Source organism: Hymenobacter edaphi, from assembly GCF_003258365.1.
Taxonomy (GTDB): domain Bacteria; phylum Bacteroidota; class Bacteroidia; order Cytophagales; family Hymenobacteraceae; genus Solirubrum; species Solirubrum edaphi.
The window spans coordinates 28686-53712 of record NZ_QHKM01000015.1 but is presented as its reverse complement, the minus strand read 5'-3'; the positions used below and the strand labels follow the sequence as shown (position 1 = coordinate 53712).

At 67.3% G+C, this 25027-nt stretch carries 20 protein-coding genes; 8 read left to right on the top strand and 12 right to left on the bottom strand.

Going from position 1 to position 25027, the window contains the following annotated elements; all coding sequences use genetic code 11:
• Positions 1-62 precede the first annotated feature (62 nt).
• From DLM85_RS24090 to recO, 4 genes are all read left to right on the top strand, one after another.
• Entirely contained in the window at positions 63-479 is a 417-nt protein-coding gene (locus DLM85_RS24090; RefSeq protein WP_111480745.1) for an FKBP-type peptidyl-prolyl cis-trans isomerase, read from the top strand.
• Between the two features lie 130 nt (positions 480-609).
• On the top strand, positions 610-1239 hold the full coding sequence (locus DLM85_RS24085; protein WP_111480744.1) for a thymidine kinase: 630 nt from the start codon (positions 610-612) through the stop codon (positions 1237-1239).
• A 53-nt stretch (positions 1240-1292) separates the two neighbouring features.
• Positions 1293-3629 (top strand): type IX secretion system anionic LPS delivery protein PorZ, encoded by a 2337-nt coding sequence (gene porZ / locus DLM85_RS24080; RefSeq protein ID WP_111480743.1) that lies wholly within the window; start codon positions 1293-1295, stop codon positions 3627-3629.
• Between the two features lie 100 nt (positions 3630-3729).
• Entirely contained in the window at positions 3730-4449 is a 720-nt protein-coding gene (gene recO, locus DLM85_RS24075) for a DNA repair protein RecO (RefSeq protein WP_111480742.1), read from the top strand.
• A 238-nt stretch (positions 4450-4687) separates the two neighbouring features.
• On the opposite strand, the gene DLM85_RS24070 is transcribed toward recO, so the two are convergent.
• On the bottom strand, positions 4688-5011 hold the full coding sequence (locus tag DLM85_RS24070; protein WP_111480762.1) for a 2Fe-2S iron-sulfur cluster-binding protein: 324 nt from the start codon (positions 5009-5011) through the stop codon (positions 4688-4690).
• Between the two features lie 40 nt (positions 5012-5051).
• Between DLM85_RS24070 and DLM85_RS24065 the strand changes: the two genes are divergently transcribed.
• Complete coding sequence (locus tag DLM85_RS24065) at positions 5052-6431, top strand: hypothetical protein (protein WP_111480741.1); 1380 nt, start codon at positions 5052-5054, stop codon at positions 6429-6431.
• 151 nt (positions 6432-6582) lie between these two features.
• Here the strand turns inward: DLM85_RS24065 and DLM85_RS24060 are convergent, their stop codons facing one another.
• The 8 genes from DLM85_RS24060 to purH all read right to left on the bottom strand — a co-directional run bounded on the left by DLM85_RS24060 (position 6583) and on the right by purH (position 17970).
• The gene (locus DLM85_RS24060; RefSeq protein WP_111480740.1) at positions 6583-8031 is read right to left on the bottom strand and encodes a hypothetical protein; all 1449 of its coding nucleotides are present in this window, start codon (positions 8029-8031) and stop codon (positions 6583-6585) included.
• Positions 8031-9545: a hypothetical protein gene (locus DLM85_RS24055; protein ID WP_133257257.1), complete on the bottom strand. Its 1515-nt coding sequence runs from the start codon at positions 9543-9545 to the stop codon at positions 8031-8033. Before DLM85_RS24055 ends, DLM85_RS24060 begins: the two co-directional genes overlap by 1 nt.
• A gap of 339 nt (positions 9546-9884) precedes the next feature.
• A complete protein-coding gene (gene rodA, locus DLM85_RS24050) occupies positions 9885-11174 on the bottom strand; it encodes a rod shape-determining protein RodA (protein ID WP_243636104.1) in 1290 nt (429 codons plus the stop codon).
• A 167-nt stretch (positions 11175-11341) separates the two neighbouring features.
• Entirely contained in the window at positions 11342-13189 is a 1848-nt protein-coding gene (gene mrdA / locus DLM85_RS24045) for a penicillin-binding protein 2 (protein WP_111480737.1), read from the bottom strand.
• Positions 13190-13643: 454 nt separating this feature from the next.
• Complete coding sequence (locus DLM85_RS24040) at positions 13644-14168, bottom strand: hypothetical protein (RefSeq protein WP_111480736.1); 525 nt, start codon at positions 14166-14168, stop codon at positions 13644-13646.
• Positions 14168-15088, bottom strand: a complete 921-nt coding sequence (gene mreC / locus DLM85_RS24035; RefSeq protein WP_111480735.1) for a rod shape-determining protein MreC — start codon at positions 15086-15088, stop codon at positions 14168-14170. Before mreC ends, DLM85_RS24040 begins: the two co-directional genes overlap by 1 nt.
• Before the next feature lie 97 nt (positions 15089-15185).
• The gene (locus DLM85_RS24030; RefSeq protein WP_111480734.1) at positions 15186-16208 is read right to left on the bottom strand and encodes a rod shape-determining protein; all 1023 of its coding nucleotides are present in this window, start codon (positions 16206-16208) and stop codon (positions 15186-15188) included.
• Between the two features lie 184 nt (positions 16209-16392).
• Complete coding sequence (purH, locus tag DLM85_RS24025; protein WP_111480733.1) at positions 16393-17970, bottom strand: bifunctional phosphoribosylaminoimidazolecarboxamide formyltransferase/IMP cyclohydrolase; 1578 nt, start codon at positions 17968-17970, stop codon at positions 16393-16395.
• A 192-nt stretch (positions 17971-18162) separates the two neighbouring features.
• Between purH and DLM85_RS24020 the strand changes: the two genes are divergently transcribed.
• The 3 genes from DLM85_RS24020 to DLM85_RS24010 all read left to right on the top strand — a co-directional run bounded on the left by DLM85_RS24020 (position 18163) and on the right by DLM85_RS24010 (position 20915).
• The gene (locus DLM85_RS24020; RefSeq protein WP_111480732.1) at positions 18163-19386 is read left to right on the top strand and encodes an acyl-CoA dehydrogenase family protein; all 1224 of its coding nucleotides are present in this window, start codon (positions 18163-18165) and stop codon (positions 19384-19386) included.
• A gap of 28 nt (positions 19387-19414) precedes the next feature.
• Positions 19415-20164: a PIG-L deacetylase family protein gene (locus DLM85_RS24015; protein ID WP_111480731.1), complete on the top strand. Its 750-nt coding sequence runs from the start codon at positions 19415-19417 to the stop codon at positions 20162-20164.
• 154 nt (positions 20165-20318) lie between these two features.
• Positions 20319-20915 (top strand): SAM-dependent methyltransferase, encoded by a 597-nt coding sequence (locus DLM85_RS24010; RefSeq protein WP_111480730.1) that lies wholly within the window; start codon positions 20319-20321, stop codon positions 20913-20915.
• Here DLM85_RS24010 and DLM85_RS24005 read toward each other — a convergent pair.
• The 3 genes from DLM85_RS24005 to DLM85_RS23995 form a co-directional block, all read right to left on the bottom strand.
• On the bottom strand, positions 20832-22103 hold the full coding sequence (locus tag DLM85_RS24005) for a glycosyltransferase (protein ID WP_111480729.1): 1272 nt from the start codon (positions 22101-22103) through the stop codon (positions 20832-20834). The genes DLM85_RS24010 and DLM85_RS24005 overlap by 84 nt on opposite strands.
• Positions 22104-22435: 332 nt before the next feature.
• Entirely contained in the window at positions 22436-23614 is a 1179-nt protein-coding gene (locus tag DLM85_RS24000; RefSeq protein WP_133257256.1) for a BamA/TamA family outer membrane protein, read from the bottom strand.
• 174 nt (positions 23615-23788) lie between these two features.
• Positions 23789-24979 (bottom strand): BamA/TamA family outer membrane protein, encoded by a 1191-nt coding sequence (locus DLM85_RS23995; RefSeq protein ID WP_111480727.1) that lies wholly within the window; start codon positions 24977-24979, stop codon positions 23789-23791.
• Positions 24980-25027 lie beyond the last annotated feature (48 nt).

The window sequence follows — 25027 nt, the reverse complement described above, 5'->3', positions numbered from 1 at the left end:
CCCGCCCCGGGCCTGCGTTTTTTTTTGCCGGCTGCCTGCTCCGGCCGCTTATCTTAGCCCCGATGGTATCAACGGTTCTTCTGCTGGCCCTGACGGCCGCACCCGCCGCCGCGCCCGACACCCTGCGCACGCCCGGGGGCGTGCAGTACGTGCTGCGCGCCCCCGGGCAGGGCGCGCCGGCCGGCCCCCGGGCCACGGTGCGCGTGCACTACACCGGCTTTCTGCCCAGCGGCAAGTTTTTCGAGACGTCGGCCACCGACCGGCGGCCGCTGCGCGTGCGCCTGGGGCGCGGCGAGGTCATTCCGGGCTGGGACGAGCTGCTGCCCCTGCTGCCGCAGGGCGCCCGCGTCTGGACGCGCATTCCGGCGCGGCTGGCCTACGGCGCCGAGGGCCAGCGCGACCCCGACGACGCGAGCCAGTACCGCATCCCGCCCGACACCGACCTGGTGTTTGAGCTGGAAATCGTGCGGGTGAATTGATTGGGCGTCCGAGGGGTTAATAGTCAGCGGGTTTGCCCGGCTTTTGCGGCCCGCCCGGCTGGCCGCTTGAAAAAGCCGCCCGCACCGGCGTAACTTCGGATTTCCAATCTGCCCGCTTTTCACCCCACGCATGTTTATTGAACCCCGAGTCGGCAATGGCCGCGAGTTGCCCCGCCGGGGCTGGATTGAGGTGGTGGTCGGCTCGATGTTTTCGGGCAAAACCGAGGAGCTGATCCGGCGCCTGAACCGGGCCAAGATTGCCCGCCAGCGCGTGGAAATCTTCAAGCCCGCCCTCGATACCCGCTACCACGCCGAGGACGTGGTGTCGCACAACGCCACCAGCATCCGCTCCACGCCCATTGCCTTTCCGCATGAAATGCTGCTGCCCGCCAGCAGCTGCGACGTGGTGGGCATCGACGAGGCGCAGTTCTTCGACCAGTCCCTGGTGGAAGTGTGCAACCAGCTGGCCGACCACGGCGTGCGCGTCATCGTGGCCGGGCTGGACATGGACTACCAGGGCAAGCCCTTCGGCCCCATGCCGGCGCTGCTGGCCGTGGCCGAATACGTGACCAAGGTGCACGCCGTGTGCGTGCGCTGCGGCGACATTGCCACCTACTCCTTCCGCAAAACCCCCTCGGCCGAGCAGGTGCTGCTGGGCGAAACCGATTCCTACGAAGCCCGCTGCCGCCACTGCTTTCTGGAAGGCCAGCAGGAACGAACGGCCCTCGGCACCGCGGTAGCCGAAGCGGCAAAGCACTAATTGGCCGGGCGGGGCGTTATTGGCGCACGTCTGATTTGTGATTACCCCTTCGTATGACTAAAGCGCTACGCACCGCGCTGCTGGCCGGCTTCGGCCTCGTGGCGGCGGCTTCTTCGGCCCTGGCCCAACGCACCGCCGGCTACGGCGACTGGCAGCTGCACCTGCCCACCAACCGCGCCCGCGTGCTGGCCGACGCCGGCACGCGCGTGTACGCCGCCGCCGAGGACGCCTTCTTCATGTTCGACAAGGAAACCAGCAGCGTGCAGCGCCTTTCGCGCCGCGACGGGCTGAGCGACGTGGACGTGCGCGAGCTGGCCTACGACTCGCTTACCCGGCAGGTGGTGGTGGTGTACCGCAGCGGGCAGGTCGATATCCTCAACAGCAAGGGACGGGTGGCGGCCTCGCTCTCCGATATCAAGCGCAAAACCCTGGCCGGCGGCAAAATCATCAACCGCGTGGACGTGGCCCGGCGCCTGGCCTTCGTCAGCACCAATTTCGGCATCGTGGTGCTGGACCTGCAGCGCTTCGAGGTCAAGGACACGTACACCAACTTCGGGCCGGGCGGCACGGTGCCGCAGGTGTACGCCACGGCCGTGCAGGGCGACACGCTCTACGCGGCCACCAGCGCGGGGCTGCTGCGCGGCAACCTGAACACCAACCTGCTGAACTTCAGCAACTGGCGCAGCACCGCCGGCTTCGGCACCCGCACCGGCGACCCGTACCGCACGCTGGTCACGCACCGGGGCAAGGTGTACGCGGGCGTCAACGGCGACAACCTGTACCGGGCCGTGGGCGCGGGCTGGGTTAGCCTGGGCTTTGGCTGGGGAACCATTCCGACCAGCTATGCCCTGCGCTCCTCGGCGGCCGGGCTGCTGGTGACCGAGTTCGACCGCGTCACGCTGCTCGACACGCGCACCAACCAGGTGCGCAGCCGTGTGCAGCTGCCTTACATGACGGCCGCGCGCGACGCCATCCGGCCCAGCAGCGGCCCGCTCTACATTGCCGACTTCCGCAGCGGCCTGATCCGGGTGGAGGCCAACGGGCAGAACGCTACCACCTTCGTGGCCAACGGGCCGGCCGCCACTAATGCCTTCAACATCGTGCCCGACCCCGTCAGCAAAACGGTGACGGTGCTGCCGGGCGGCTACAACGAGGGCTACGTGCAGAGCGACAATTACCTGGGGTTTTACGTGTATGATGCCGATGGGCGCTGGACCAACGTCAACGCGCAGAGCTACAGCGCGACGGATTTTCCGAACCTGAAGGATCTGAGCCGGGGGGTGCGCACGTCCGACGGCACGCTGTACGTGGCCAGCTATGGCCAGGGCCTGTTGGAATGGAAGGGACCCGGTCAGTGGCGCCAGTTCACCCAGGGTACGGCCGGCTCGCCGCTGCTCAGCGCCATTCCAGCTGACCCCTTGTACACCCGCCTGACCGATGTGGCCGCGGCGCCCAACGGCGACGTGTGGGTGGTCAACCGTCATCAGCTCCCCCAGCAGTCGGGCGTGTTCCGTTTCACGCCCACCACGGGCACCTGGCAGAGCGTTGCGCCCTTCGCCGGCTCCGAAAACCTGGAGCGCCTCACCATCGACGACCTGGGCCACCTCTGGCTGGGCCGGGCCCGGCGGGGGCTGACGGGCCTGGTGGCGTACAACCCGGAAACCAACGCGCTGCGCACCTTCACGGAAGGCGACGGGCTGCCCGACGGCACCGTGTGGGACATGGTTAAAGACCGGCGCGGCGCCATTTGGGTGGCCACCAGCGAGGGCGCGGCCGTGTACGACGACCCCAGCCTGGCGTTTGAGCCCGGCGCCGCGGGCTTCCGCACGCCCGTTGTGCGGCGCGGGGCGGGCACGGGCTTCCGCACGCTCTGGACGGAGGTGGTCAAGTGCGTGGCCGTGGACGGGGCCAACCGCAAATGGTTCGGCACCGAAAAAGGACTGTGGCTGTTCAACGAAGACGGCGACGAGGCCCTGCAGCACTTCACGGTGGAGAACAGTCCGCTGCCGTCCAACCGCATCTTCGACGTGGCCGTGGACGACCGCACCGGCGAGGTGTGGGTGGCCACCGAAGCGGGCCTGGTCTCGTACCGCGGCTCGGCCACGGTAACCGAGGGCGCCCCGAGCTGCGCCAAGGTCTTCCCGAACCCGGTGCGCCAGGACTTCAGCGGGCAGGTGGGCATTTCGGGCCTGGCCAACAACGCCGAGGTTAAAATCACCGACATCACCGGCACGCTGGTGTACCAGACGCGCGCCACCGGCGGCACCGTGGTCTGGAACCTGGCCGACTACAACGGCCGCCGCGTGCAGTCGGGCGTGTACCTGGTGCTGACGGCCGATTCGGACGGCAAGAACGGCTGCATCTCGAAAGTGGCCGTATTGACGAAATAGTGAACTGGTGAGGTGGTGAAATGGCGAGTGCCGTGCTGCTTGTGCAGGGCCGGCCTTCCAAACGACAACTCGCCATTTTACCACCTCACCATCTCGCCATATGCTGATCAAGACCCGGGGCATCGTCCTGAACTACCTCAAATACCGCGAAACCAGCATCATTGCGCGCGTATACACCGAGCAGCGCGGGGTGCAGTCCTACATCGTCAACGGGGTGCGCAAGGCCAAGCCGCCGGGGCGCATCGCGCTGTTTCAGCCCTTCACCCTGCTCGATCTGGTGGCCTACGTGTCGCCGCGCGGGGGCCTGACGCGCCTCTCGGAGTTTCGCTGCCTGCGCCCCTTCCGCAGCCTGCCCTACGACGTGCGCAAGAGCAGCGTGGTGCTGTTTCTTTCGGAAGTGGTGAGCCGGGTGCTGCGCGAGGAAGAGGAAAACGCGGCCCTGTTTGCGTACCTCTACCAGTCCATTGTGGCCTTCGACGAGCAGGAAGAGGGCTTCGAGAACTTCGCGCTGGCGTTTTTGCTGCACCTGAGCCATTACCTGGGCTTCGGGCCGGATTCGGGCCGGCAGATAACCGAGCAGGTGGCCTTCGCCACCGATGCCAACCTGCCGGCCACCTCGCGCCCCACGGTGCTGCGCTTCCAGGAGTTCGAGCACTTCTTCGACGAGCTGCTGCGCGACGAAGCCCCGGCCACCGTGCCCAACGGCCGCGTGCGCCGCGAGCTGCTCACCATTCTGCTGCGCTACTACCAGCTGCACGTCGAAAACATGGGCGACGTCCGCTCCCTGGACGTGCTGTCGGACGTGCTGGCGGAGCTGTAGCCCGCCAAGGCGGCCCACCCCGGCCGTCACTGGGAGACGCAGCCGAAGCAACCGGTCCTGGCCAACGGGCCAACAACCACTGCCCGAAACTGGTAACTGCCGTTTCGGGCAGCGCTGTTTTTCGGCTGCGCGATGTTGGGCTGTGGATATTGCGTCGGCGGTGCTCCCGCAGGCAGAATTGGCTACGTCTTCCGGCGGGTGCTTCGTTCCGCGCGCCATGACGGCCGGTGTTGCCGCTTCACTCCGCGTACTGCACGTGCGGCAGCTTGGTGGCCTCGGGCACCCGCCCGACGACTTCGCCCTCAGGCAGTTGGGCCTGGCAGGTGAGGCGGGCGGTGGCGGCGAGGCGGCCGGTGGTGAGGTAGCGCAGCTCGTGGGCGGTGGGCGGGGCCAGGCAGTCGGCGCCGCTGAGCAGCTCGATGCGGCAGGTGGTGCAGCGGCCGCGGCCCCCGCAGGCGTGCATCCAGTCGTGGCCGGCTTCGTGCAGGGCCCGAAGCAACGTCTGGCCGGGTTGTACGTTGATAGGGCCGCCGGGCAGGTTTTGCACGGTTAGTGTAGGCATTTTGGCTAACTTGCCCACTTGAAGCAGGCTTTTTCTGAGGATGCAAGATACGTATAGCAACGACCAGCTGCAGGCTTACGGCAAGCGGCTTGCCGCTCGCCTTTGCGACCAATACTTCGCCACCCAACCCGTGGGCAGCAGCCTGGACGGGCCCGCCGTGCTGCGGCTCGCGCCGGTGCGCCAACTCAACCTCTACGTGGTGCAGCAGCTGCTCACGCAGTGGACCGGGGAAATGGCCCGGCTGCGCAGCCCCTATTTCGACTACGAGGACCCGGCCGTGCGCCAGGCCCTGACGCAACTCATGAATCTGTTGTCGCGCCGCATCCGGCTGACGCGCGCCAGCTACGAGCCCCTGCTGGCCCAGGCCGCCGCCGACACCTTGCTGACGGCGCTGGACCCGCTGGCGGCCTTTGAGGCCAAGCTGCTGCCGGCGGGCCAGCCCTCGGCCACGCCCGCCCAGCTGCGCGACGCGCTGCGCTACGTGGAGGTGAACAAGCCGCTGTTTCAGGACTTCATCGACAGCCTGCCGGCCGACCTGCCCCAGGACCGGGAGTTTCTGCTGAGCCGCTTCCGCCTCTACCGCGACGCCCACTACAAAGAGCAGCAGCCGCTGGGCGCCCTGCTCGGGGAGCTGAGCGCCGTGGTGCCGGTGACGGAAGACGAGCTGCGTACTAAGACGGCTTCGGCAGCCCCGGCCGTTCCTCCCGCCCCGCCGGTAGCCCCGGCAACAGAGTCGCCCGCCGAGCCGGCAGCTTCTACGCCTGCAATGCCAGCAGAATCAGCCGAAGCGCCAGTCGTGGCCCAGGCGCCGGCCGCAGCACTGGCGCCGGCCGCGGCCGACAGCCCTGTTGCCCCGGCTCCCAGCCCGGCGCCAGCGGCCGAAACTCCGGCCCCCGCCGTGGCGCAGCCCGCACCCGTCGCAGCCGAAGTGCCCGCCGCCCCGGCCATCGAAGCGGCCACTGCACCGGCCGCCAGCGCGCCAGCGCCCCAGCCCGCCCCGCCGGCGGAGCCCGTTGCCTCTCCGTCGGTGGTGACCGAACGCGCCAAGCCGCTGGCTGAAACCGTGGCGCCCGCCAATACCCTGGCCGATAAGCTGGCGGCCAACGTGCGCACCAGCACCCTGGCCGATAAGCTGGCCTCGAGCAGCGCCGGGGCGGCGCCCACGCTGGCCGAGGCCCAGCCCAAAGTGGAATCGTTGCGCAGCGCCATTTCCATCAACCAGCGCTTCAGCTTTATCAATGAGCTGTTCAACGGCGAGAACATGGAGTACCACGCCGCCATCGAGCACCTCGACGCGCTGCCCACCGCCGAGGCGGCCCGGCGCTACATCAGCGAGGAGCTGACCCAGCGCTACCAGTGGGTGCGCAAGGACGAGCACGTAAACAAGCTGCTACGCCTGGTAGAACGGAAATTCGCCTGAGCAATGCTGCTTACTGCAAACGCCAACGGCCCGGTTTAGCTAAACCGGGCCGTTGGCGTTTGCAGTGCCGGCCTCATCCGTGCACCACCGCTCAATCAACCGCTCGTAGCTTAACCAAAGAATGGCTACTGTCTCCAAAGTCCATCCTGCTCTATCTGGCAGCTGCCGGGCGCTGGTAGAGGCGGAAGTACACCTGCCCGACCCGCTCCTCGTGCAGCAGCGGCCACTGCTGCTGCAGCGAATCGAGCACGGCGTCGCCGAAGTTCATGGTGTTGGACTGCAGCACGTAGCGGTTGCGGCGCAAATCCACCGGGGCGAAGCGGCGCGGGTCACCGTTGAGGTCGACCTGCTGCAAAGGATAGAGGTTGGGAAAGTTGCTGCCGACGTCGGCCAGCGGAATGCGGCGGGTGTCGAGCCAGCCGATGAAGCGGTGGCGCAGGCGGTAGTAGGGCCAGTGGGCCAGGGTGGCGTCCCAGCCGTTGGCCAGGTGGTCGGGATACACCCAGAAGTGGCCGCTAAGCAAACCCAGCAGCGCCACGCCGGTGAGCGGGCGGGCCAGGCGCCGGGCGGGCAGCTCGCTCAGCAGGTGGGCCACCAACAGGGCGAAGAGCAGCAGCACCGGCAGGTAGTAGCGGTGGCCGATGGGGTTGGCGTACCACACCATCGCGCCCGACAGCGCCAATGCGGGCGCCAGCCACAGCACCAGCAGCCGCCAGGTGGTCGGGCCGGGGCGCCAGCCGCCGCGCCACAGCGCCAGCAGCGCCGCGGCCCCGCTCAGCCACAGCACCAGCCGGCCCTGGTCGAGCAGGCGCCAGCCGATGAGGGCCACGTTGCGCCCTATGCCCAGCGGCCCGAGCAGCTCGTAATTGCCCGACCACTGCGAGCGGGCATTGTAGCCCACCCAGCCCCGCAGCCGGTAGTGCAGCGCCAGCCAGAGCCCGGCCAGCAGCAGGGCCGGCAGCAGCGGCCAGAGGCGACGGCCCAGTAGCCGGGCGGTGGCCACTGCCCGGCGGCGCGCGGCGCGCAACGGGTTTTCGTCGAGCCAGCCGAGCAGGGCGGCCGTCAGGGCCAGGGCGGCCCACAGGATCATGCCGCGGGTGCTCAGGAGCACCAGCGGCAGCGAACCGGCCAGGGTGAGGGCGGGGCGGCGGGCGGTGAGGCCGTTCAGGACCAGCAGGTAGCAGAACAGCAGCGCCACGTCGGACGACACCAGGGTACTCTGGGTGAGCCAGGTCGCGTCGAGCCAGAGCAGCAGCACGGCGGGCCCCACCCAGGCGCGGGGCACGAAGCGCCGCACCAGGCAGTAAACCTGCCAGAGCGTGCCGAGCACCAGCGGCAGCATGGCCCAATGCCCGGCGGGCAGGGTTTGGCCGAACAGCCGCCAGACCCCGGCCAGCGCCGCCGCAAACAGGGCCGGGTGGCCCGCATCGAGGGCCTCGGGCACCAGCAGGTGGGTGAAGCGCGTGTCGTAGTACCACTGCGCGTGGCGCGAGGCCTGCAGCACGGCGTCCCAGAAAAAGCCGTGGTGGGCGGCTAGGGCGGTGAGCAGCACGCTGCCCAGGGCCAGCAGCAGCAACAGCAGGCGGTGAGAAGCGGGCATCAGCGCAGGTCGGTGAGGTAGCGGGGGCCGAAGAAAGTGGGAAACGTGTCGCGCACCACGGGGCGGAAGCCGCGCAGCAGCTCGGCGGCCTCGGCTCCGCGCAGCAGGCTGGCGCGGTCGAGCAGCCGGGGGCCGCCGAGGGCATCGGTGCTGAGGCGGCGGCCGGCCTGCTGCTGGCTGCGCAGCCACTGCTGCAGCTGCGCGGGCGTCCAGTGGCGCTTTTGGCGCAGCAGGTCGGGGGCGGGCAGTACGTTGGGGGCCCCGTCGCGGCCGGTGAGGTAGTGCAGCTGGTTCAGGGCCAGGTTGTGGTTGTCGAGCAAAAACCAGGTGTTCGGCTCCTGCCGCACGCGCCGCAGCAGCGGGGGCAGGTTGGTGAAGTCGAGCCGGTGACTGGGCACGAGACCGAAGGCCAGGTTCCAGGCCAGCAGGGCGGCGGCGGCAGCCGTCAGCGGCCGGGCCAGCGTGGGCGGCGCGGCCGTGAGCAGCAGGGCCAGCAGCACCGGCAGCATCACCATAAACTCGGCATTGCCCGAGGCCCAGGCCGCAAACCCCAGGTGCAGCAGCAGAATCAGGCCGTGGGTGCGCCGCACGGCCTGCCCGAGCACCGGCGGCAGACCGGTACCGCGCGGGGCTTCGGGGTGGCGCGCACGGCGCAGCCAGGCCCATGCCACGCCCGCCAGGCCGAGCACCGGCACCACGGCCAGCCCGGGCAGCTGGCGCAGCAGCGCCAGCGTGGAGCCGTGGATCTGCGCGAAGGTGCGCACCACGTTGGCCCCCGTCAGCAGCGCGGCCTGCGGCAGCGAGGCGGGCGCCCCGGCCGAGCCGCTCAGAAAATCGTGCAGGGCGAAGCGCACCAAGGACTCGGCGGTGCGGGGCAGGTGCCAGTAGTCCAGCGCCAGCGCGTAGGTCAGCGGCACCAGCAAGGCCGGCGCAGCAAACCATAGCAGCGCCCCGCGCCGGGGGCTGAACAAGGCCGTCCCGATCAGCAGGCCCAGCCACCACCAGGCCTGCAGCTGGTGCAGCAAACAGGCCCCGGCCGCCAGCAGCCCGGCCGTCAGCAGTGCCGGCAGCGCGCCGGTGCGCAGGTGGCGCAGCCAGGCCACACTGCCCCCCACCGAGAGCAGCAGGGGCAGGACGTAGGTTTCGTTTTCGGTGGCGAAGCGCAGCAGCCCGAAGCTGCTGCCCGCGGCGGCCAGCAGGGCCAGGCGCAGGGCATCGGAGCCGGTGAGCCGCCGCAGCAGCTGGCGCAAGCCCAGCAGCGTGCCGCCGTAGGCCAGGGCGTTGAGGGCGAGCAGGGCGCTGATAACCTCCGGGTGCAGGGGCCGCAGCAGCTGCAGCCACAGCCAGCCCGCGGCGTTGTGGAGCAGGTGGTGGGGCAGCAGCAAATCGTGGCCGTAGCGCACGCAGGCGGCGTAGTACCAGGCGTCGGCGGTGCTGTTGCGGGTGGGCAGCAGCAGGCAGAGCAAGGTCAGGACCAATATCAGCGCCCATTCGCGGCGCGCGGCGGAAAACATCGGTCCAAGTTAGCGGCTGCCGACTACTGCGCCACTACCCGGCCAAACCGTTGGCGCGGGCGCGGGCCATCATACGCGAACAACCGGCCACCCTGAGAAGCCCCGTAGCATCATCCGCGGCCCGTCGGACTTCCGGGGAAGGCGCGGACAATCATCCACGAGCTTCCCGGACATCCCGGGAAGGCGCGGACAATCGTCCGCGGCCCGTCGGACTTTCAGGGAGGCCCTGTAGCATCATCCGCGCCTTCCCCGGACATCCCGGGAGGTCCTCCGCAGCCACCTTGGACCTCCGACGGGCCGCGGACAATCATTCGTGGCCGCAGTGCAGTTGCCCCGTGCTTACCGCACCAGGTCCTGCTTGCGGTAGGCGTCGATGGCCAGCAGGATGAAGAGCAGGATGGTGAACGACCAGAGCGAGGAGCCGCCGTAGGAGAAGAAGGGCAGCGGAATGCCCACCACCGGCGCCAGCCCGATGGTCATGCCGATGTTGACGCAAAAGTGGAAGAAGATGATGCTGGCCACGCAGTAGCCGTAGGTGCGCCCAAACACCGATTTCTGCCGCTCGGCCACGAAGATTACCCGCGCCAGCAAGGTCATAAAGAGCACAATGACCGTCATGGTGCCCAGCCAGCCCCACTCCTCCCCCACCGTGCAGAAGATAAAGTCGGTGCTCTGCTCGGGCACGAAGTCGAAGCGCGTCTGGGTGCCTTCGAGGAAGCCCTTGCCGGCCAGTCCGCCCGAGCCGATGGCAATTTTGGACTGCGTCACGTTCCAGCCCACGCCCAGCGGGTCGGCCGAGGGGTTCAGCAGCACCTCGATGCGCTTCTGCTGGTGGGGCTGCAGCACGTTGTTGTAGAAGAAGTCGACCCCGAACACCATGCCCAGCACCACGGCGTAGACGCCCGCCGCCACCGGCAAATGGTGGCGCAGCACCCGCGGGTTCAGGGCCAGCACGGCGGCCAGAATCACCGTGAAGGCGCCCACCAGCCAGAGCTTGGGCACCAGCAGCGAGAGAATGAGCACCAGCCCCGCCGCGGCCAGCACCAGCAGAATCAGCGGCGACATGCCCTCACGGAAGTAGGCCAGCAGAAAGGCCCCGAACACCAGCGCCTGCCCCGTTTCGTTGGAGGCAATGATGAGCAGCGGCGGCAAGAGCGTGAGGCCCGCCAGCACCAGCTGCTGCTTGAAGGCCTGCTGGCGCAGGTTGATGCCCGCCATAAAGCGCGAAGCCGCCAGGGCGGTGGTAAACTTGGCAAACTCGGCCGGCTGCAGGCGCATCGGCCCCAGCTCCAGCCAGGAGCGGGAGCCGGCAATGGGCCGGGCAATGACCAGCGTGACCAGCAGCAGCACAATCATGCCCCCGTAGAGCACGTAGGCGAAGGTGTCGTAGGCCTTGTAGTCGATGACCAGCAGCACCATGATGAGCAGCACGCTCACCCCGATCCAGACCAGCTGCTTAAACCAGTTGAAGGCCATCAACCCGCTCCAGTCGGCCGAAAACACGCGCTCAAACGGCACGTCGGCGGAGTACGAGGCGGCGTACACGTTGAGCAGCCCCACGCCCACCATCACGAGGTAAATGAGCAGGGTGACCCAGTCGATGCTGCGGCTGTAACGAACCTGATTCAAGGGAGGAGGTGTGGCTTTGCGGTCAAGAAGAACGTCATGCTGAGCCTGTCGAAGCATCTCTACCGCTTCGTTGGGCCCGATTCAGGTTGTCGTGCTGAGCTATTTTACTATCTGACGAAGCGGTAGAGATGCTTCGACAGGCTCAGCATGACGTGCTGGTATTGTTATCATCGTCTGTTGCGCTTGCTCACAAACCGGTCGGCGGAGCCGGGCAGCCACTCTTCCCAGCGGTGGCGCCAGGGCGCTACTTTGCCGCGCAGGTACTTTTCCATCATCAGGCCCGCCAGCGGGGCGGCCGAGGAGCCCCCGAAGCCGGCGTTTTCGATGAACACGGAAATGGCAATTTTCGGGTCGTTGGCCGGGGCAAAGCCGCCGAAGGTGGCGTGGTCGATGCCGTGGTAGTTCTGCACGGTGCCCGTCTTGCCGGCCACCGAAATGCCCACGTCGAGCAGCGAGGCGTTTTCGCCGGTGCCGCCGCGGCCGTCCACCACCGCCACCATGCCCGGCACGATGGCGTTGAAGTGGCTGCTGTCGACCGAGGTGTAGTGCCGCTGCCGGTAGCGCGAGAGGGGGCCGCGGTTGCCCACGCTGCGCACGAAGTGGGGGGCGTAGTAGTAGCCGCGGTTGGCGAAGATGCACATCAGGTTGGCCATCTGCAGCGGCGTCACCTGGATTTCGCCCTGCCCGATGCTGAGCGAGTAGATGGTCTTGTAGGTCCAGCGGTGGTGGCCGTAGCGCTTGTCGTAAAAGGCGGGCGAGGGAATCAGCCCCATCCTTTCGCCGGGCAAATCCACCTGCAGGTGCTGGGCCAGCCCGAAGGAAGTGACGTGCTTGCGCCAGTCGGCCAGGCCCAGGGCCACGTCCTCAAACTTGCTGGGCGAGCGGCCCTGGCGCACGGTGGCAAACATCACCTGGTAGAAGTAGGGGTTGCAGCTGTTCTTGGTGGCAATGGTGAGGTTGGCCGGGTACTCGTGGCGGTGGGTGCAGCGCACCAGCTTCCAGTTGCACGGAAAGCCGGTGTAGGGCGTCACCACGCCTTCCTGCAGGGCAATGGCCTCGTTCACCAGCTTAAACACCGAGCCCGGCGAGTAGGCCGCCGCCAGCGGGCGGTCGAACAGGGGGCGGGCCGTATCGCGCAGCAGCTCCATGTAGCGGTTGCCCGAGCCCTTGCCCGTGAGCATGGCCGGATCAAACGACGGGGCCGACACGAAGGCCAGGATTTCGCCGGTTTTCGGGTCGATGGCCACCACCGAGCCCTTCTTGCCCTGCATCAGGTACTCGCCGTACTTCTGCAGCTCCGGGTCGATGCTCAGGTGCAAATCCTGCCCGGCCACCGACAGCGTATCAAACTCCCCGTCGCGGAAAGCGCCCTTCTCGATGCCGCGCACGTTGACCATGCGGTACTGCACGCCGCGCCGGCCCATCAGCTCCTTTTCGTAGTACGACTCGATGCCGCTGATGCCGAGGAAGTCGCCGGGCACGTACTTGGCGTACTTGGGCTTGGCCAGCATCACCGGCGACACCGGCCCCACGTACCCGAGGGCGTGGGCCATGTTCTGCGTCTGGTACGAGCGGGCCATGCGCGGCTTCACGCTGAAGCCCGGAAAGTCGATCAGGTTGTCCTGGATGGCGGCCAGCTCGGGCGTCGACAGGTTCTGCACCAGCGGCGAAGCCTTGACGCGGGAGTAGATTTTGGCGTCCCGCAGCCCGTCGCGCAGCTCCTGCACGGGCATCTGCAGCAGCTGGCAGAAGCGGGCCGTATCCAGGTTCTTTACCTCGCGCGGCACCACCATCAGGTCGTACACCGGCGTGTTCTGCACCAGGATTTTGCCGTTGCGGTCGTAGATGACGCCGCGGTAGGGCATCTGCACGATGCGCTGCAGCGTGTTCCGGTCGGCGGCCAGCTTGTAGCTGCCGTCGAGCACCTGAATGTGGAAGAGCCGCACCGCAAACACCACCGCCACCGCCAGGAAAATGCCCAGCACGACAAATTTGCGGCCTTCTAAGTACTGCAAGACGCGTTACGAACTGAAGGTGAGTTGACTGCCCCGGGTGCAATCAGCCCGCAAAGGTACCACCACCGTGGCGTTATCCCTACGTTCCCAACCGATTCACCCGTCCGTCGCCCCCGTAACAACGCAGGTACGCGTTTTGCTCCCGCCCGGGGCCAAACAGGTTTGGCCGAAGAACCCAGCCCGTTATGTCGAGCGCAGCCGAGACATCCCGCGGGCTGACGTGGAACGACTGAAAAAGAACGTCATGCTGAGCGCAGTTGAAGCATCTCTACCGCTTCGTTGGCTCTTTCTCAGTTCGTCATTCCGAGCGAAGTCGAGAATCTCGCGTGCTGATATCAGGTTGCTATCTGGCGAAGCGGTAGAGATGCTTCGACAAGCTCAGCATGACAATACTATCCAGCGGGATTCCTCAACTTCGCTCGGAATGACGTTCAAATGCTGTCGTTCTCCTCCCCTACCGCCGGCGCCGCGCCGGGAACAGCAGCAGCTGCACGATGAGCATGGTCACGCCCGTAAACAGCGTGCTGGCCAGAATCTTCAGGCAGGTCAGGCCGATGGCGGAGAACGAGCCCAGCTCCAGGAAGAAAAACACGAAGTGGTGGATGCTCACCAGCAGGCCCAGGTACACGCCGAACCACTGCCAGCCCATCTGGTGAATGTTCACCGCGTCCTGCGCGTCGTAGCCGTCGCGGGGGGTGAGGATGCGCAGCACCCAGGGGCGCAGGTAGCCCAGCAGCACCGCCGCTGCCGCGTGCAGGCCGCCCGTGTCGTAGAACAAATCCATCGAGAAGCCCATCAGGAAGCTCACCACCAGCATCACCACAATGGGCGTAGCAATGGGCAGAAACAAGAGGAAGCCCAGATAGAAAAAGCACCAGCCCACGTCGAAGAGCTGCAGACGGCTGATGAGTAGCACGTGCACGGCGCCGTAGAGCAGAAAGCGCGCGGCCTGAAGCAGTAGTTGCAGAGCGTTTCCCATTACGGCCGGCCTCCTTCCTGCTCGGCGGCGCGCAGCCCCGAGCGGGTTTCCAGCGTGTCGCGCTCGGCGGCGCGGGGTGGGGTACCCACCACGTACACAAAGGTCAGGTTCGAGAAATTGGCGGCCAGCTTCACGCGCACCGTCCAGAAGTTCTTGTCCGGCTCCTTGGTGAAGTTGTCCACCGTACCGATGAGCACGCCCTCCGGAAACACCTGGTTGTAGCCCGAGGTGACGATGGTGTCGCCCGGCACCAGCTTGTTCTGGCGCGGAATGTAGTCGAGCAGCGCGTGGGTGGGGTCTTCGCCCAGCCACTTGATGGTGCCGAAAGTGCCGTCGCGCCGGATTTTGGCCGAGAGGTTGGTCTTGGAGTGCAGCACCGACGTGACAGTGGCGTAATGCTCGCTCACCTGCCGCACCCGGCCCACCACCCCGGCGGCCGACAGCACACCCATGCCGGGCAGCACGCCCTGCTGGGCGCCCACGTTCAGGGTCAGGTAGTTATCCACGCGGCGCAGGGTCTGGTTGATGACGCGCGCCGGAATCAGCGGGCTGCCCACCAGGCGCGTGGGCATGGGGCGCAGGCCCAGCCGCAGCGTATCGGCCCGCAGGCGCAGGCCGGTGGTGTCGCCGGGGGCGGCGAGGCTGTCGGGCATGCGGGCGGCGAGGTCGGCGCGGTAGAGGCGCTGGCGCAGCTGGGCGTTTTCGGTAGCCAGCGCCCGGTTTTTGTCGGCCAGGCTGAAGTAGTCGTAAATCTGCGTGCGCACTTCCAGCACCCGGCCGATGTAGGCGTTGGAGGAATTAAAGAACGCCGCCCGCTGGTAGGCGCTGTTGCGGATAAACAGCACCATGCTCACGACTTCCAGCAGCACGAATACCAGGACGCCCCGGTAGCGGTACAGAAAGTCGAGCAGATTACGCATGGGTGGAGCGACATGAGAAAATGAGACATGAGAAGTAAGACGGCCGCCTCGTTGCGAGGTCGTTCATCCCACTTCTCATGTCTCAAAATCTCACTTCTTAGGATAACAGGACGCTGCGGAAACCGGTGATGTTCTTGATGGCGGCACCAGTGCCGCGCACCACGGCGCGCAGCGGGTCTTCGGGCACGTGCACGGGCAGCTTGGTTTTGGCGGCCAGGCGCCGGTCGAGGCCGCGCAGCAGGGCGCCGCCGCCCGTCAGGTGAATGCCGTTGTCGTAGATGTCGGCCGACAGCTCCGGCGGGGCAATTTCCAGGGCCTTGAGCACGGCTTCCTCGATTTTGGCCACCGACTTATCCAGCGCAATGGCAATTTCGGCCGAAGTCACCTTGATAACCTTCGGAATGCCGGTCATCAGGTCGCGGCCGCGCACTTCGTAGTCGGGCGGGGTGTTTTCCAGCTCGGTCAGCGCCGCGCCCACTTCGATTTTGATGCGTTCCGCCGACCGCTCACCGATGAGCAGGTTGTGCTGCCGGCGCATGTAGTCGAGGATGTCCTGGTTGAACACGTCCCCGGCCGTCTTGATGGACTGGTCGCAGACGATGCCCGAGAGGGCAATAACCGCAATTTCGGTGGTGCCCCCGCCGATGTCGATAATCATCGAGCCCACGGGCTGCTCCACGTCGATGCCGATGCCGATGGCGGCGGCCATGGGCTCCTGAATCATCCACACTTCCTTGGCCCCGGAATGCTCGGCGGAGTCGCGCACGGCGCGCTTCTCCACCTCCGTAATGCCCGACGGGATGCAGATAACCATGCGGTGCGAGGGCTGAAACAGCCGCGTACCGGTATTGACCATCCGGATCAGGCCCTTGAGCATTTCCTCGGCGGCGTGGAAGTCGGCAATGACGCCGTCCTTCAGCGGGCGGATGGTTTTGATGTTATCGTGGGTCTTCTCGTGCATTTGCTGCGCTTGCCGGCCCACGGCAATGACCTTGTTGGTCGTACGGTCTTTGGCAATAATGCTGGGCTCATCGACCACGATTTTGTCGTTGTGGATGATCAGCGTATTGGCCGTACCCAAGTCGATGGCAATGTCGCTGGTGAAATTGAAGAACCCCATGGAGTAGCGGCAAGTGAAAAATTCAGCGCCGGTTTTGGCGTTGCAAAAAGGTGCGCAAAGGTAAGCAACCTTCTTCGAAGGCCAACCCTTTCGTTTTGTACTGGGCGAAGAGAAGCGCGCTAAACGCACCGGGCCCGGCCGCTAGTATACGGCCGGGCCCGGATTCGGCTAACTTCCTGAGAAATTAGTGCTTAAAGTGCCGCACGCCGGTCAGCACCATGGCCATGCCCAGACGGTTGCAGGCGGCTATGCTGTCCTGGTCCTTGATGGAGCCGCCGGGCTGCACCACCGCGCGGATGCCCGCCGCGCCGGCAATTTCCACGCAGTCGGGGAAGGGGAAGAAGGCGTCGGAGGCCATGACGGCGCCCTGCAGGTCGAAGCCGAAGGATTTGGCCTTTTCAATGGCCTGCTTGAGCGCATCCACGCGCGAGGTCTGGCCCACGCCGGAGGCCAGCAGCTGCCCGGCCTTGGCCAGCACGATGGTGTTGCTCTTGGTGTGCTTGCACACTTTCAGGGCGAATTCCAGCGCGTCCACTTCCTCGGCCGTGGGCGCGGTTTCCGTCACGGTGCGGAACTCGTGGCGGCCTTCCACCACGCGGTCGAAGTCCTGCTCCACGAAGCCGTTGAGCAGAGTCTTCACCTGCTTGGTCGGCAGCGCTACCGGCTTTTGCAGCAGCAGGATGCGGTTTTTCTTGCTTTGCAGCACCGGCAGGGCATCGGCGGCGAAGCCCGGCGCGATGAGCACCTCGAAGAACAGCTTGTTCAGCTCCTCAGCGGTGGCCAGGTCCACTTCCTTGTTCACGATGATGACGCCGCCGAAGGCCGAAATCGGGTCACAGGCCAGGGCGTTGACGTAGGCCTCGTGCAAGGTGCCGGCCTGGGCCACGCCGCAGGCGTTGGTGTGCTTGAGGATGGCCACGGCGGCCGGCCCTTCTTGGAACTCCTGCATCAAAAGCACGGCCGCGTCCACGTCCACCAGGTTGTTGTAGCTGAGCTGCTTGCCGTGCAGCTGCTCGAACAGGGCCGACAGGTCGCCGTAGAACGAGCCCTGCTGGTGGGGGTTTTCGCCGTAGCGCAGCGGCGTAGCGGGTCCTTCGCTGATTTTCAGCGCGGCGCCGGCCACCTCGGTGCCCTGGGCGAGGTAGTTGAAGATGTGCGTGTCGTAGTGCGAGGTCTGCTGGAAGGCGGCGGCGGCGTAGTGACGGCGCTGCTCCAGCGTGGTGGCCCCGTTCTGGGCTTCGAGCAGCTCGGTCACGGCGGCGTATTGGTCGCGGCTGCTCACCACCAGCACGTCGCGGTAGTTTTTGGCGGCGGCGCGCAGCAGGCTGATGCCGCCGATGTCGATTTTCTCGATGACGTCGGCTTCCGCGGCGCCGCTGGCTACGGTTTCCTCGAAGGGGTAGAGGTCGACGATGACCAGGTCGATGGGTGGAATCTGGTGCTGCTCGGCCTGCTGCCGGTCGCCGGCCTCGTGGCGGCGGTGCAGGATGCCGCCGAACACCTTCGGGTGCAGGGTCTTCACGCGGCCGCCGAACACCTCGGGAAAGCCGGTCAGGGTTTCTACGGCCGTCACGTCGGCGCCCAGCTCCTGGATGAATTTCAGGGTGCCGCCGGTGGAAAACATCTGCACGCCGTGCTGCTGCAGCAGGCGCACCAGCGGCTCCAGCCGGTCTTTGTAGTACACGGAAACCAGGGCGCCGCGGATGGGCAGACGCTCGGCGGTGGCCGTTTCCAGGGTGGCGGGCGACGGGGACGAACTCATGGCAAACGAAAGGTTTGGGGGTGAAACGCGCCGCGAAGGTAGCCCCTGCCGCCGCTCCCGGCGGCCCGGGCCATGTTACCGAATTGTTACGCCCCGCTTTACCCGCCGCTGATTCTGGCTCGGCGCAGCCCTTTTGCCCGAGCCGCCGTACTGCGTAGCTGGAGCAGGTATGCTCCGTAGTTGCCGCTATCCATGAGTATTCCTCTCGCCTGGCCGGCCGCGCCCGCAGCCGCCGGTCCCATGCTCCCTGCTGCCGCCGTAGCCGCCGCGGCCCAGCTTACGCCCCGGCTGTTTGCCCACGCCCCGCAGTCCGACCACGAAGGCGGCTTCCCGCACGAGGAATTTGGCTGGCTGCGTGCAGCCGGCCTGCTCACCGCCCCGCTGCCGACCCCGCTCGGCGGTGCTGGGCTCAATCACCCTACCCACCTGGCCGAGCAGCTGCGGGTGCTGCGGCACATCGGGGCCGGCAACCTGGCCGTGGGGCGCGTGTACGAGGGACACCTGAATGCCCTGCAGCTCATCGAGCGGTTTGGCACCGGGGAGCAGCTGCGGCGCTACGCGGCCGATGCCCAGGCCGGCCACCTGTTCGGGGTGTGGAACACCGAGGCGCAGGACGGCGTGCACCTGGAGCCGCTGCCGGACGGCCGTTTTCGCCTGCGCGGCAGCAAAACCTTCGGCTCGGGCGCGGGGCAGCTCACCCGCCCGCTCCTTACCGGTGCCCGGCCCGATGGCGGCTGGCAGCTGCTGGTGCTGCCCGCCGACGCGCAGCCGCCCCGGCTCGACCCCGCGTTCTGGCAGCCTCTGGGCATGCGCGCCACGGCCAGCTTCCGCGTCGATGTGACGGGGTTGGAAATCGGCCCCGCCGACCTCATCGGCCAGCCCGGCGACTACTACCGCCAGCCCTGGTTTAGCGGCGGGGCGGTGCGTTTCGCGGCGGTGCAGCTCGGCGGGGCCGCCGCCGTGCTCGATGCCACCCGCGGCTTTTTGCGGGGCCTCGGCCGCACCGACGACCCTTACCAGCGCCAGCGCCTGGGCGAAATGGCCCTGCTGGTGGAAAGCGGGCAGCTCTGGCTGACGGGCGCCGCCGCCCGCTACCCCGCCCCCGAAGCGGAAGAAGCCCAGGCCGAACCCATTGTCGCCTACGCCAACATGGTGCGCTCCGCCATCGAGGACATCTGCCTGCGCGTGCTGCAGCTGGCCGAGCGCAGCGTGGGCGCCCGCGGCCTGCTGCGCCCGCATCCGCTGGAGCGCCTGCACCGCGACCTGACGCACTACCTGCGCCAGCCCGCCCCCGATGCCGCCCTGGCCGACGTGGGCCGCTTTGCCCTCAGCCACGACGCGCCCGCCGCCCAGCTCTGGGAGCCGGAGCAAACTGCTGCTCCCTCAGCGTCCTCCGCAGCGTCTTCTGCGGGCTAAAAACTGCCTGCGACGCCTTATTTGTATTATGCCGACTCGCCCCGCTGCCCTGCTCGACCTGCCGCTGCGCCCCGCCAGCTACGCCGCCACCCTCGGCCCCACCGCCATCCTGGTGCCCCACCCCGACGACGAGTCCTTGGGCTGCGGGGGGCTGCTGGCGCTGCTGCGGCAGGCGGGCCAGCCGGTGAGCGTGACGCTGGTGACGGATGGCCGCATGTCGCACCCGAACTCGATGCGCTTCCCGCCCGCGGCCCGACAGCAGCTGCGGGAGCAGGAGCTGCGGCTGGCGCTAAGGGAGCTGGACGTAGCCGCTGATACATTGTTGACGCTGAGCCTGCCCGACGGCGCCGCCCCCCATCACCCCGGGCAGCCCGGTTTCGAGGAAGCCGTGGCAACCTTGGGCCACTGGCTCCGGGAGCAGCAACCCCGGACGCTGCTGCTGCCCTGGCGCCGCGACCCGCACCCCGACCACCGCGCCACCTACGCCCTGGCCCGGGCCGCGCTGCCGCTGCTAGCGCAGCCGCCCCGACTGCTGGAATACGTGGTGTGGGCCTGGCAGCGCGCCGCGCCTGCCGACTTGCCCCAGCCGGGCGAGGCGCAGGGCTGGCGGCTCGACATCAATTCGGTGCTGGGGCCCAAGCAGCGGGCCATCGAAGCGCACCGCTCCCAGCTCACCGACCTGATTGACGACGATCCGACCGGCTTCCGGCTGGGCCCCGACATGCTGGCTCACTTCGCGCAGCCCTTCGAAACGTATTTCGAAACCTCGGCTTCCTGAACCCATCCTCCCGGTGGCACCGCGGTGTCCAGCCAGGTCAACTTAGCTGCTACGGGTTGTTCCTGCTGCAGAAAATGTAGCACACGTACTTGCTACACGTTTTGCTGCCAACGTAAAACCCGTAGCAATTCCTTTTCCAGCCTACCGCTCCGTTATGAACCCCAAGCAGCCCAATACGCTGGGTGCCGACTATTTCGATGAGGTGTACCGCGCCAACGATGACCCCTGGCACTTCGAAACCAGCCCCTACGAGCACGCTAAGTACGCCGACACGCTGGCCGCGCTGCCGGCGCCGCATTACGCCCGCGCCTTCGAAATTGGCTGTTCCTTGGGCGTGCTGACGGCCGGGCTGGCGCCGCGCTGCGGCCACCTGCTCAGCGTCGACGTGGCGGAGGCAGCCCTGGCCAAAGCCCGGCAGCGCTGCGCCGCACTGCCGCAGGTAGAGCTGCGCCGCCTGGCCGTGCCCGCAGAGTTTCCGACCGGGCAGTTCGAGCTGATTGTGGTGTCGGAAGTGGGCTACTATTGGGACATGCCTACGCTGCAGCGCGCCGCCGGGCGCATTACGGACGCGCTGCCACCGGACGGGCAGCTGCTGCTGGTACACTGGACGCCCGAAGTCCACGATTACCCGCTGACCGGCGACGAAGTGCACGAATACTTTTTGAGCTTAGCCACCGAAACCGGCCCGCTGCGCCACCTGCACGGCCACCGGGCGGAAAAGTACCGGCTCGATCTGCTGGCCCGCCGCTGAGGCTTCGGCCGCCCGCAGCGGCCCCTGCAACGCCGCCCGGGCCGCCGTCAGCGGCAGCGGGGGCCACTGCACCCGCCACCGCTCGATGGCGGCTGGCCGCAGCGCCTCCCACGCCAGGCCGAAACCAGCTGTGCGCAGCGTAGTGCGCAGCCGGGCGGGCGTTACGGCCAGCTCGGCGGCCAGGGCCCGCACCTCGGCCGGCGCCACTGGCAGCCCGGCCTGGCCTTGCTGCCACACCCGGCGCAGCTGCCGCCGCAGCTGCCACTCGGCGACCAGCCGCTGGGGGTGCTCGGCCAGCGGCTCGCGCCCGGCGGCGGCGTCAGCGGCCCAGGCGCGCAGCTGCCACGACAGGCCCACCGCCACCCGCCCCTGCTGCCGCGCCGAGGTGTGCACGCGCACCAGCGGGCTGTGGCGCAGGCGCAGCTCGTGGCGCAGCAGCAGCTGGCAAAGGGCTTCATCTTCGAGGTAAGGCACCACGGGCAGGCCGCCCACCTGGTGGTAGGCTGCTGCCGTCAGGGCCAGGCTGCCGCCGAAGTGCTGGTGGTGGCGCGGCCAGGGGTCGGCGGCGCTGGGGTCGAGCAGGTGCTCCAGCCGGGCCAGGCCCAGGCGGTAGGCCGCGTCGTGCAGGTGCAGGCGGCGGGCGGGGCAGCCGGCCCTGGCCGGGGCGTCGGGCAGGATGCGGCCGCCCACGGCGTCGGCGCCGGCGGCGAATTCGCGCTGCAGGGCGGCCAGCCAGTCGGGGGCTACGCGGGTATCGGCGTCGGTGGAGGCAATGATGCCGCGGGGCCGGCCGGCCAACGCCAGGCGGCGGGCGGCTTCGTCCATGAGCAGGCGGCGGGCCCGCCCCACGTGAGCTTCGGCCCGGGGTAGGCTGATTTCGAGCACGTGCAGGCGCAGGTGCGGGTGCTGCCGCCCGGCGGCCCGCGCCACGGCGGCGGTGGCATCGGTGCAGTTATTGGCCAGCACAATGACTTCGTAGCGGGCGCCGCTTAGCGCCTGCCCTCTGGTATCAAGCTGAGCCGCCAGCGCGGCCAGCGTCGCGGGCAGGGCCTCGGCCTCGTCCTTGGCCGGGATAATCACGCAGATTTCCAGTTCTGCTGCGGGGGGCGTCGTTACTTGCGTAATGGGCGGCACCGCTCCAGGCGGCGCATCGATACTGCGGAAATAATAGCGTTGCGGCAAATTCATACCCTCGGTACGTAACTATACCGGGGCACGTTTGCTGATTGTACGCAGGCCGGGCTTACGTATTCGCCCTCATCCCAGAGTCAACCGGCCGTCAGCTGCCAAGGCCGCCATCTGCGCCCCGCAAACCTCTCCGAACGACTGCGGGCGAGTGGTTTCGCGCGGCTCCGTTCGCCCGTTCAATTGGCCTTCCGGCTACTCCCCACGCACTTGCCAAGACGCTTCCCAAACTCCCGCCCCAGCCCCGCTCATACGCCCGCCGCGCGGCTACAGCCCGCCCGTCCAAACACCCTTGCTGAGCGGCGCACAACGTTCCTGATCGGTGCAAATTCGCCCTAAAATGCTTCGTTGAAGGCGAAATACAGCCCGCTCGACTGCCCCGAGCCCACGGCGTAGTCGATGCGGATACCGAGGCGGTCGGCGCGGTTGACGGCAATGCGCAGGCCCGCGCCCGCGGCCACGTTGAAGTCGCCCGGGCGAAACTGGCCCAGCCGGTCGCGCACCTGCCCGGCGGCGCCGAACACCACCCCGCCGAGGCGCCAGAACAGCTGCTGGCGCAGCTCCAGCTGCGCAGCCACCATCTGCCGGTCGCGAAAACGGCCTTCGTAGATGCCGCGCATCATCTTCTCGCCGCCCAGGTTGGCCAGCTCCCGGAAGGGCACCCGGCCGCCGGCGTTGAACTGCGCCTGCAGCTGCCCGGCCAGGATGGTGCGGTTGTCCGTCTTGCGCAGGGAGCGGAAGTGGCGGGCATCGAGCAGCAGGCGGGTGAAGCGGTAGTCGCTGCCAAGGTAGCCGCCCATCACCAGGGCGCCGGTTTCGAGGTAGCTGCCGCGGTAAGTGCTGAGCACGTTGTCGCGGCTGTCGTAGAGAAAGGTGGGGCCGAGGCCGGAGGTGATGGTGGTTTGCCGCTCGCGCGGGTCGCGCAGCAGCAGCAGGTTGGGCCGGGTCCGGTCGTCGGTCGAGTCGTCGTCGAGCCGGATGTGGTGCAGGTCGGTCAGGCGGAAGCTCAGCCCGGCGAAGGTGTGCGGGCGAATCTTCTTCAGCACCCGCTGCGTGACGATGACAACCTTGTAGGAAATGTCGCTTTTCTCGGCCTTGCGGGTGTCGTTGCCGGTGCCGTAGTAGTAATAGGGAAAGTTGAAGTAGAAGGCCTCCCCGCTCAGCACAAACTTTTCCTGCGGGGTGAAGATATTGTAAGTCAGCGACATGCTCGACTGCTTGCGCTGGGTGTAGTAGCCCAGCAGGCGGGCGTTGGAGCTGCGCGTGAGCGTATCCTGGCCGAAGCGCCACACCGGCAGCACGGCTGCCCCGTAGGCAAGGCCGGTTTCGGGCTGCGAAAACACAATGGGCAGGGCCGCCACCTTTACCCGCCGGGCTTTGCGCGGGGGCGCAGGGGCGGGCATGGCGGCGGGCGTTTCGGCGGCGGTGGCCGGCGGGGTAGTCTGGGCGGCGGCGGGCAGCGTGGCGGCCAGAAGCAGCCCGCCTGCGGCAAGAATGGAAAACCGGCTGGACATCGGTAAACAGAAGCAGCCGCCCAACGCGGACGGCTGCTAAATGTACCAGCTTATTGCTCGGATTATCCAATCATAGGCCGCCAATTGCGCGGTCAATCTGACTTTGCAGCCGGCCCCGGATCGGCGCACCGGGGCCCGGGCCAGCTGTTTCGGCCGGATTTGCCGGACGTTAAGCTAGAAGGCCTCGTTGACGCCGAAGTACAGCCCGGAGCTGCCGCCCGAACCCACTCCGTAGTCGAAGCGGATGTTGATCCGGTCGCGGCGGTTGAACTGAAAGCGCACCCCGGCCCCGCCGGCCACGTTGAACTTGGAGCCAAAATCATCGAGGTGCGAGGCCACCTGCCCCGCCCCGACGAAGCCGGCCACGTTGATGCGCCAGAACAGGTGGTGACGGATTTCCGTCTGGGCCGAAACCAGCTGCCGGTCGCGGAACCGGCCTTCGTAGATGCCCCGCAGCAGGCTGATGCCGCCCAGGTTGGCCAGCTCCCGGAAGGGCACCGTGCCGTTGTGAAACTGCCCGTACAGCTGCGAGGCCCAGATGGTGCGGTTCGAGCCCAGGGGCTGGTAGTGGCGCGCATCGAGGGTGTAGCGGGTGAAGGTGTAGTCGCTGCCGAGGCCCTTCGCGTTGAACAGCGCCTGCAGGTCCAGGTAGTTGCCGTGGTAGGTGCTCAGGATATTGTCGCGGCTGTCGTGCACGATGGCCGGCCCCAGGCCCGAAATAAGCGTATTCTGGCGCTGCCGCTCGTCGAGCAGCAGCAGCTGGTTGGTGCCGTCGCCCTCGTTGTCGAGGGGCTTGTCGGCCTTGATGCTGCGGGCATCGGTGAGGCGGTACGTCAGGCCCGCAAACCAGTAGCGGCGGAAGCTTTTCAGCCCGCGCTGCTGCAGAATGAGCAGCTTGTAGCTGATTTCGCTCTCGTTGTCGATGTCGGTGCTGTTGCCGATGCCGTAGAAGTAGATCGGGTAGTCGTAGAACTGAATGTCGCCGCTGATGAGGTAGCGCTCCTGCCGGGTGAAGATGGTGTGCGAAAGCTGCAGGTTCAGCTGCTTTTTCTGCGAGTACCAGCCCCCGAAGCGGCCGTTGGACTTGCGCACGGTGGTGTCGCGGCCGTGGCGCCAGGTGGGCAGGAAAGTCACGCCGGCGGCGGCCCCGGTTTCGGGCTCGTAGAAGAGCACCGGCGCGGGAATAAAGCTGGGTTTGTCGTTCGGGTCCTTGGGCGGGCGCGCGTCGAGGGTGGCGTTGTCGGCGGGGCGCACTTCCGCGGGCAGCGGAGCGTCGGGCGGGGTGGTGGTGGGAGTGTCCTGAGCGTAGGAGTGAGCGGCCTGAAGCAGTATGCCCAGGAACAGGAACAAGCGGCGAAAGCGCATGGAAAATAGTAGGAGTGAGCGAATATGACCTCTTACGAGCAATCCAAA

Coding starts and splice junctions, on each gene's coding strand:
- DLM85_RS24090 (WP_111480745.1), top strand. CDS start 63: ATGGTATCAACGGTTCTTCTGCTGGCCCTGACGGCCGCACCCGCCGCC.
- DLM85_RS24085 (WP_111480744.1), top strand. CDS start 610: ATGTTTATTGAACCCCGAGTCGGCAATGGCCGCGAGTTGCCCCGCCGG.
- porZ (WP_111480743.1), top strand. CDS start 1,293: ATGACTAAAGCGCTACGCACCGCGCTGCTGGCCGGCTTCGGCCTCGTG.
- recO (WP_111480742.1), top strand. CDS start 3,730: ATGCTGATCAAGACCCGGGGCATCGTCCTGAACTACCTCAAATACCGC.
- DLM85_RS24070 (WP_111480762.1), bottom strand. CDS start 5,011: ATGCCTACACTAACCGTGCAAAACCTGCCCGGCGGCCCTATCAACGTA.
- DLM85_RS24065 (WP_111480741.1), top strand. CDS start 5,052: ATGCAAGATACGTATAGCAACGACCAGCTGCAGGCTTACGGCAAGCGG.
- DLM85_RS24060 (WP_111480740.1), bottom strand. CDS start 8,031: ATGCCCGCTTCTCACCGCCTGCTGTTGCTGCTGCTGGCCCTGGGCAGC.
- DLM85_RS24055 (WP_133257257.1), bottom strand. CDS start 9,545: ATGTTTTCCGCCGCGCGCCGCGAATGGGCGCTGATATTGGTCCTGACC.
- DLM85_RS24040 (WP_111480736.1), bottom strand. CDS start 14,168: ATGGGAAACGCTCTGCAACTACTGCTTCAGGCCGCGCGCTTTCTGCTC.
- mreC (WP_111480735.1), bottom strand. CDS start 15,088: ATGCGTAATCTGCTCGACTTTCTGTACCGCTACCGGGGCGTCCTGGTA.
- DLM85_RS24030 (WP_111480734.1), bottom strand. CDS start 16,208: ATGGGGTTCTTCAATTTCACCAGCGACATTGCCATCGACTTGGGTACG.
- purH (WP_111480733.1), bottom strand. CDS start 17,970: ATGAGTTCGTCCCCGTCGCCCGCCACCCTGGAAACGGCCACCGCCGAG.
- DLM85_RS24020 (WP_111480732.1), top strand. CDS start 18,163: ATGAGTATTCCTCTCGCCTGGCCGGCCGCGCCCGCAGCCGCCGGTCCC.
- DLM85_RS24015 (WP_111480731.1), top strand. CDS start 19,415: ATGCCGACTCGCCCCGCTGCCCTGCTCGACCTGCCGCTGCGCCCCGCC.
- DLM85_RS24010 (WP_111480730.1), top strand. CDS start 20,319: ATGAACCCCAAGCAGCCCAATACGCTGGGTGCCGACTATTTCGATGAG.
- DLM85_RS24005 (WP_111480729.1), bottom strand. CDS start 22,103: ATGAATTTGCCGCAACGCTATTATTTCCGCAGTATCGATGCGCCGCCT.
- DLM85_RS24000 (WP_133257256.1), bottom strand. CDS start 23,614: ATGTCCAGCCGGTTTTCCATTCTTGCCGCAGGCGGGCTGCTTCTGGCC.
- DLM85_RS23995 (WP_111480727.1), bottom strand. CDS start 24,979: ATGCGCTTTCGCCGCTTGTTCCTGTTCCTGGGCATACTGCTTCAGGCC.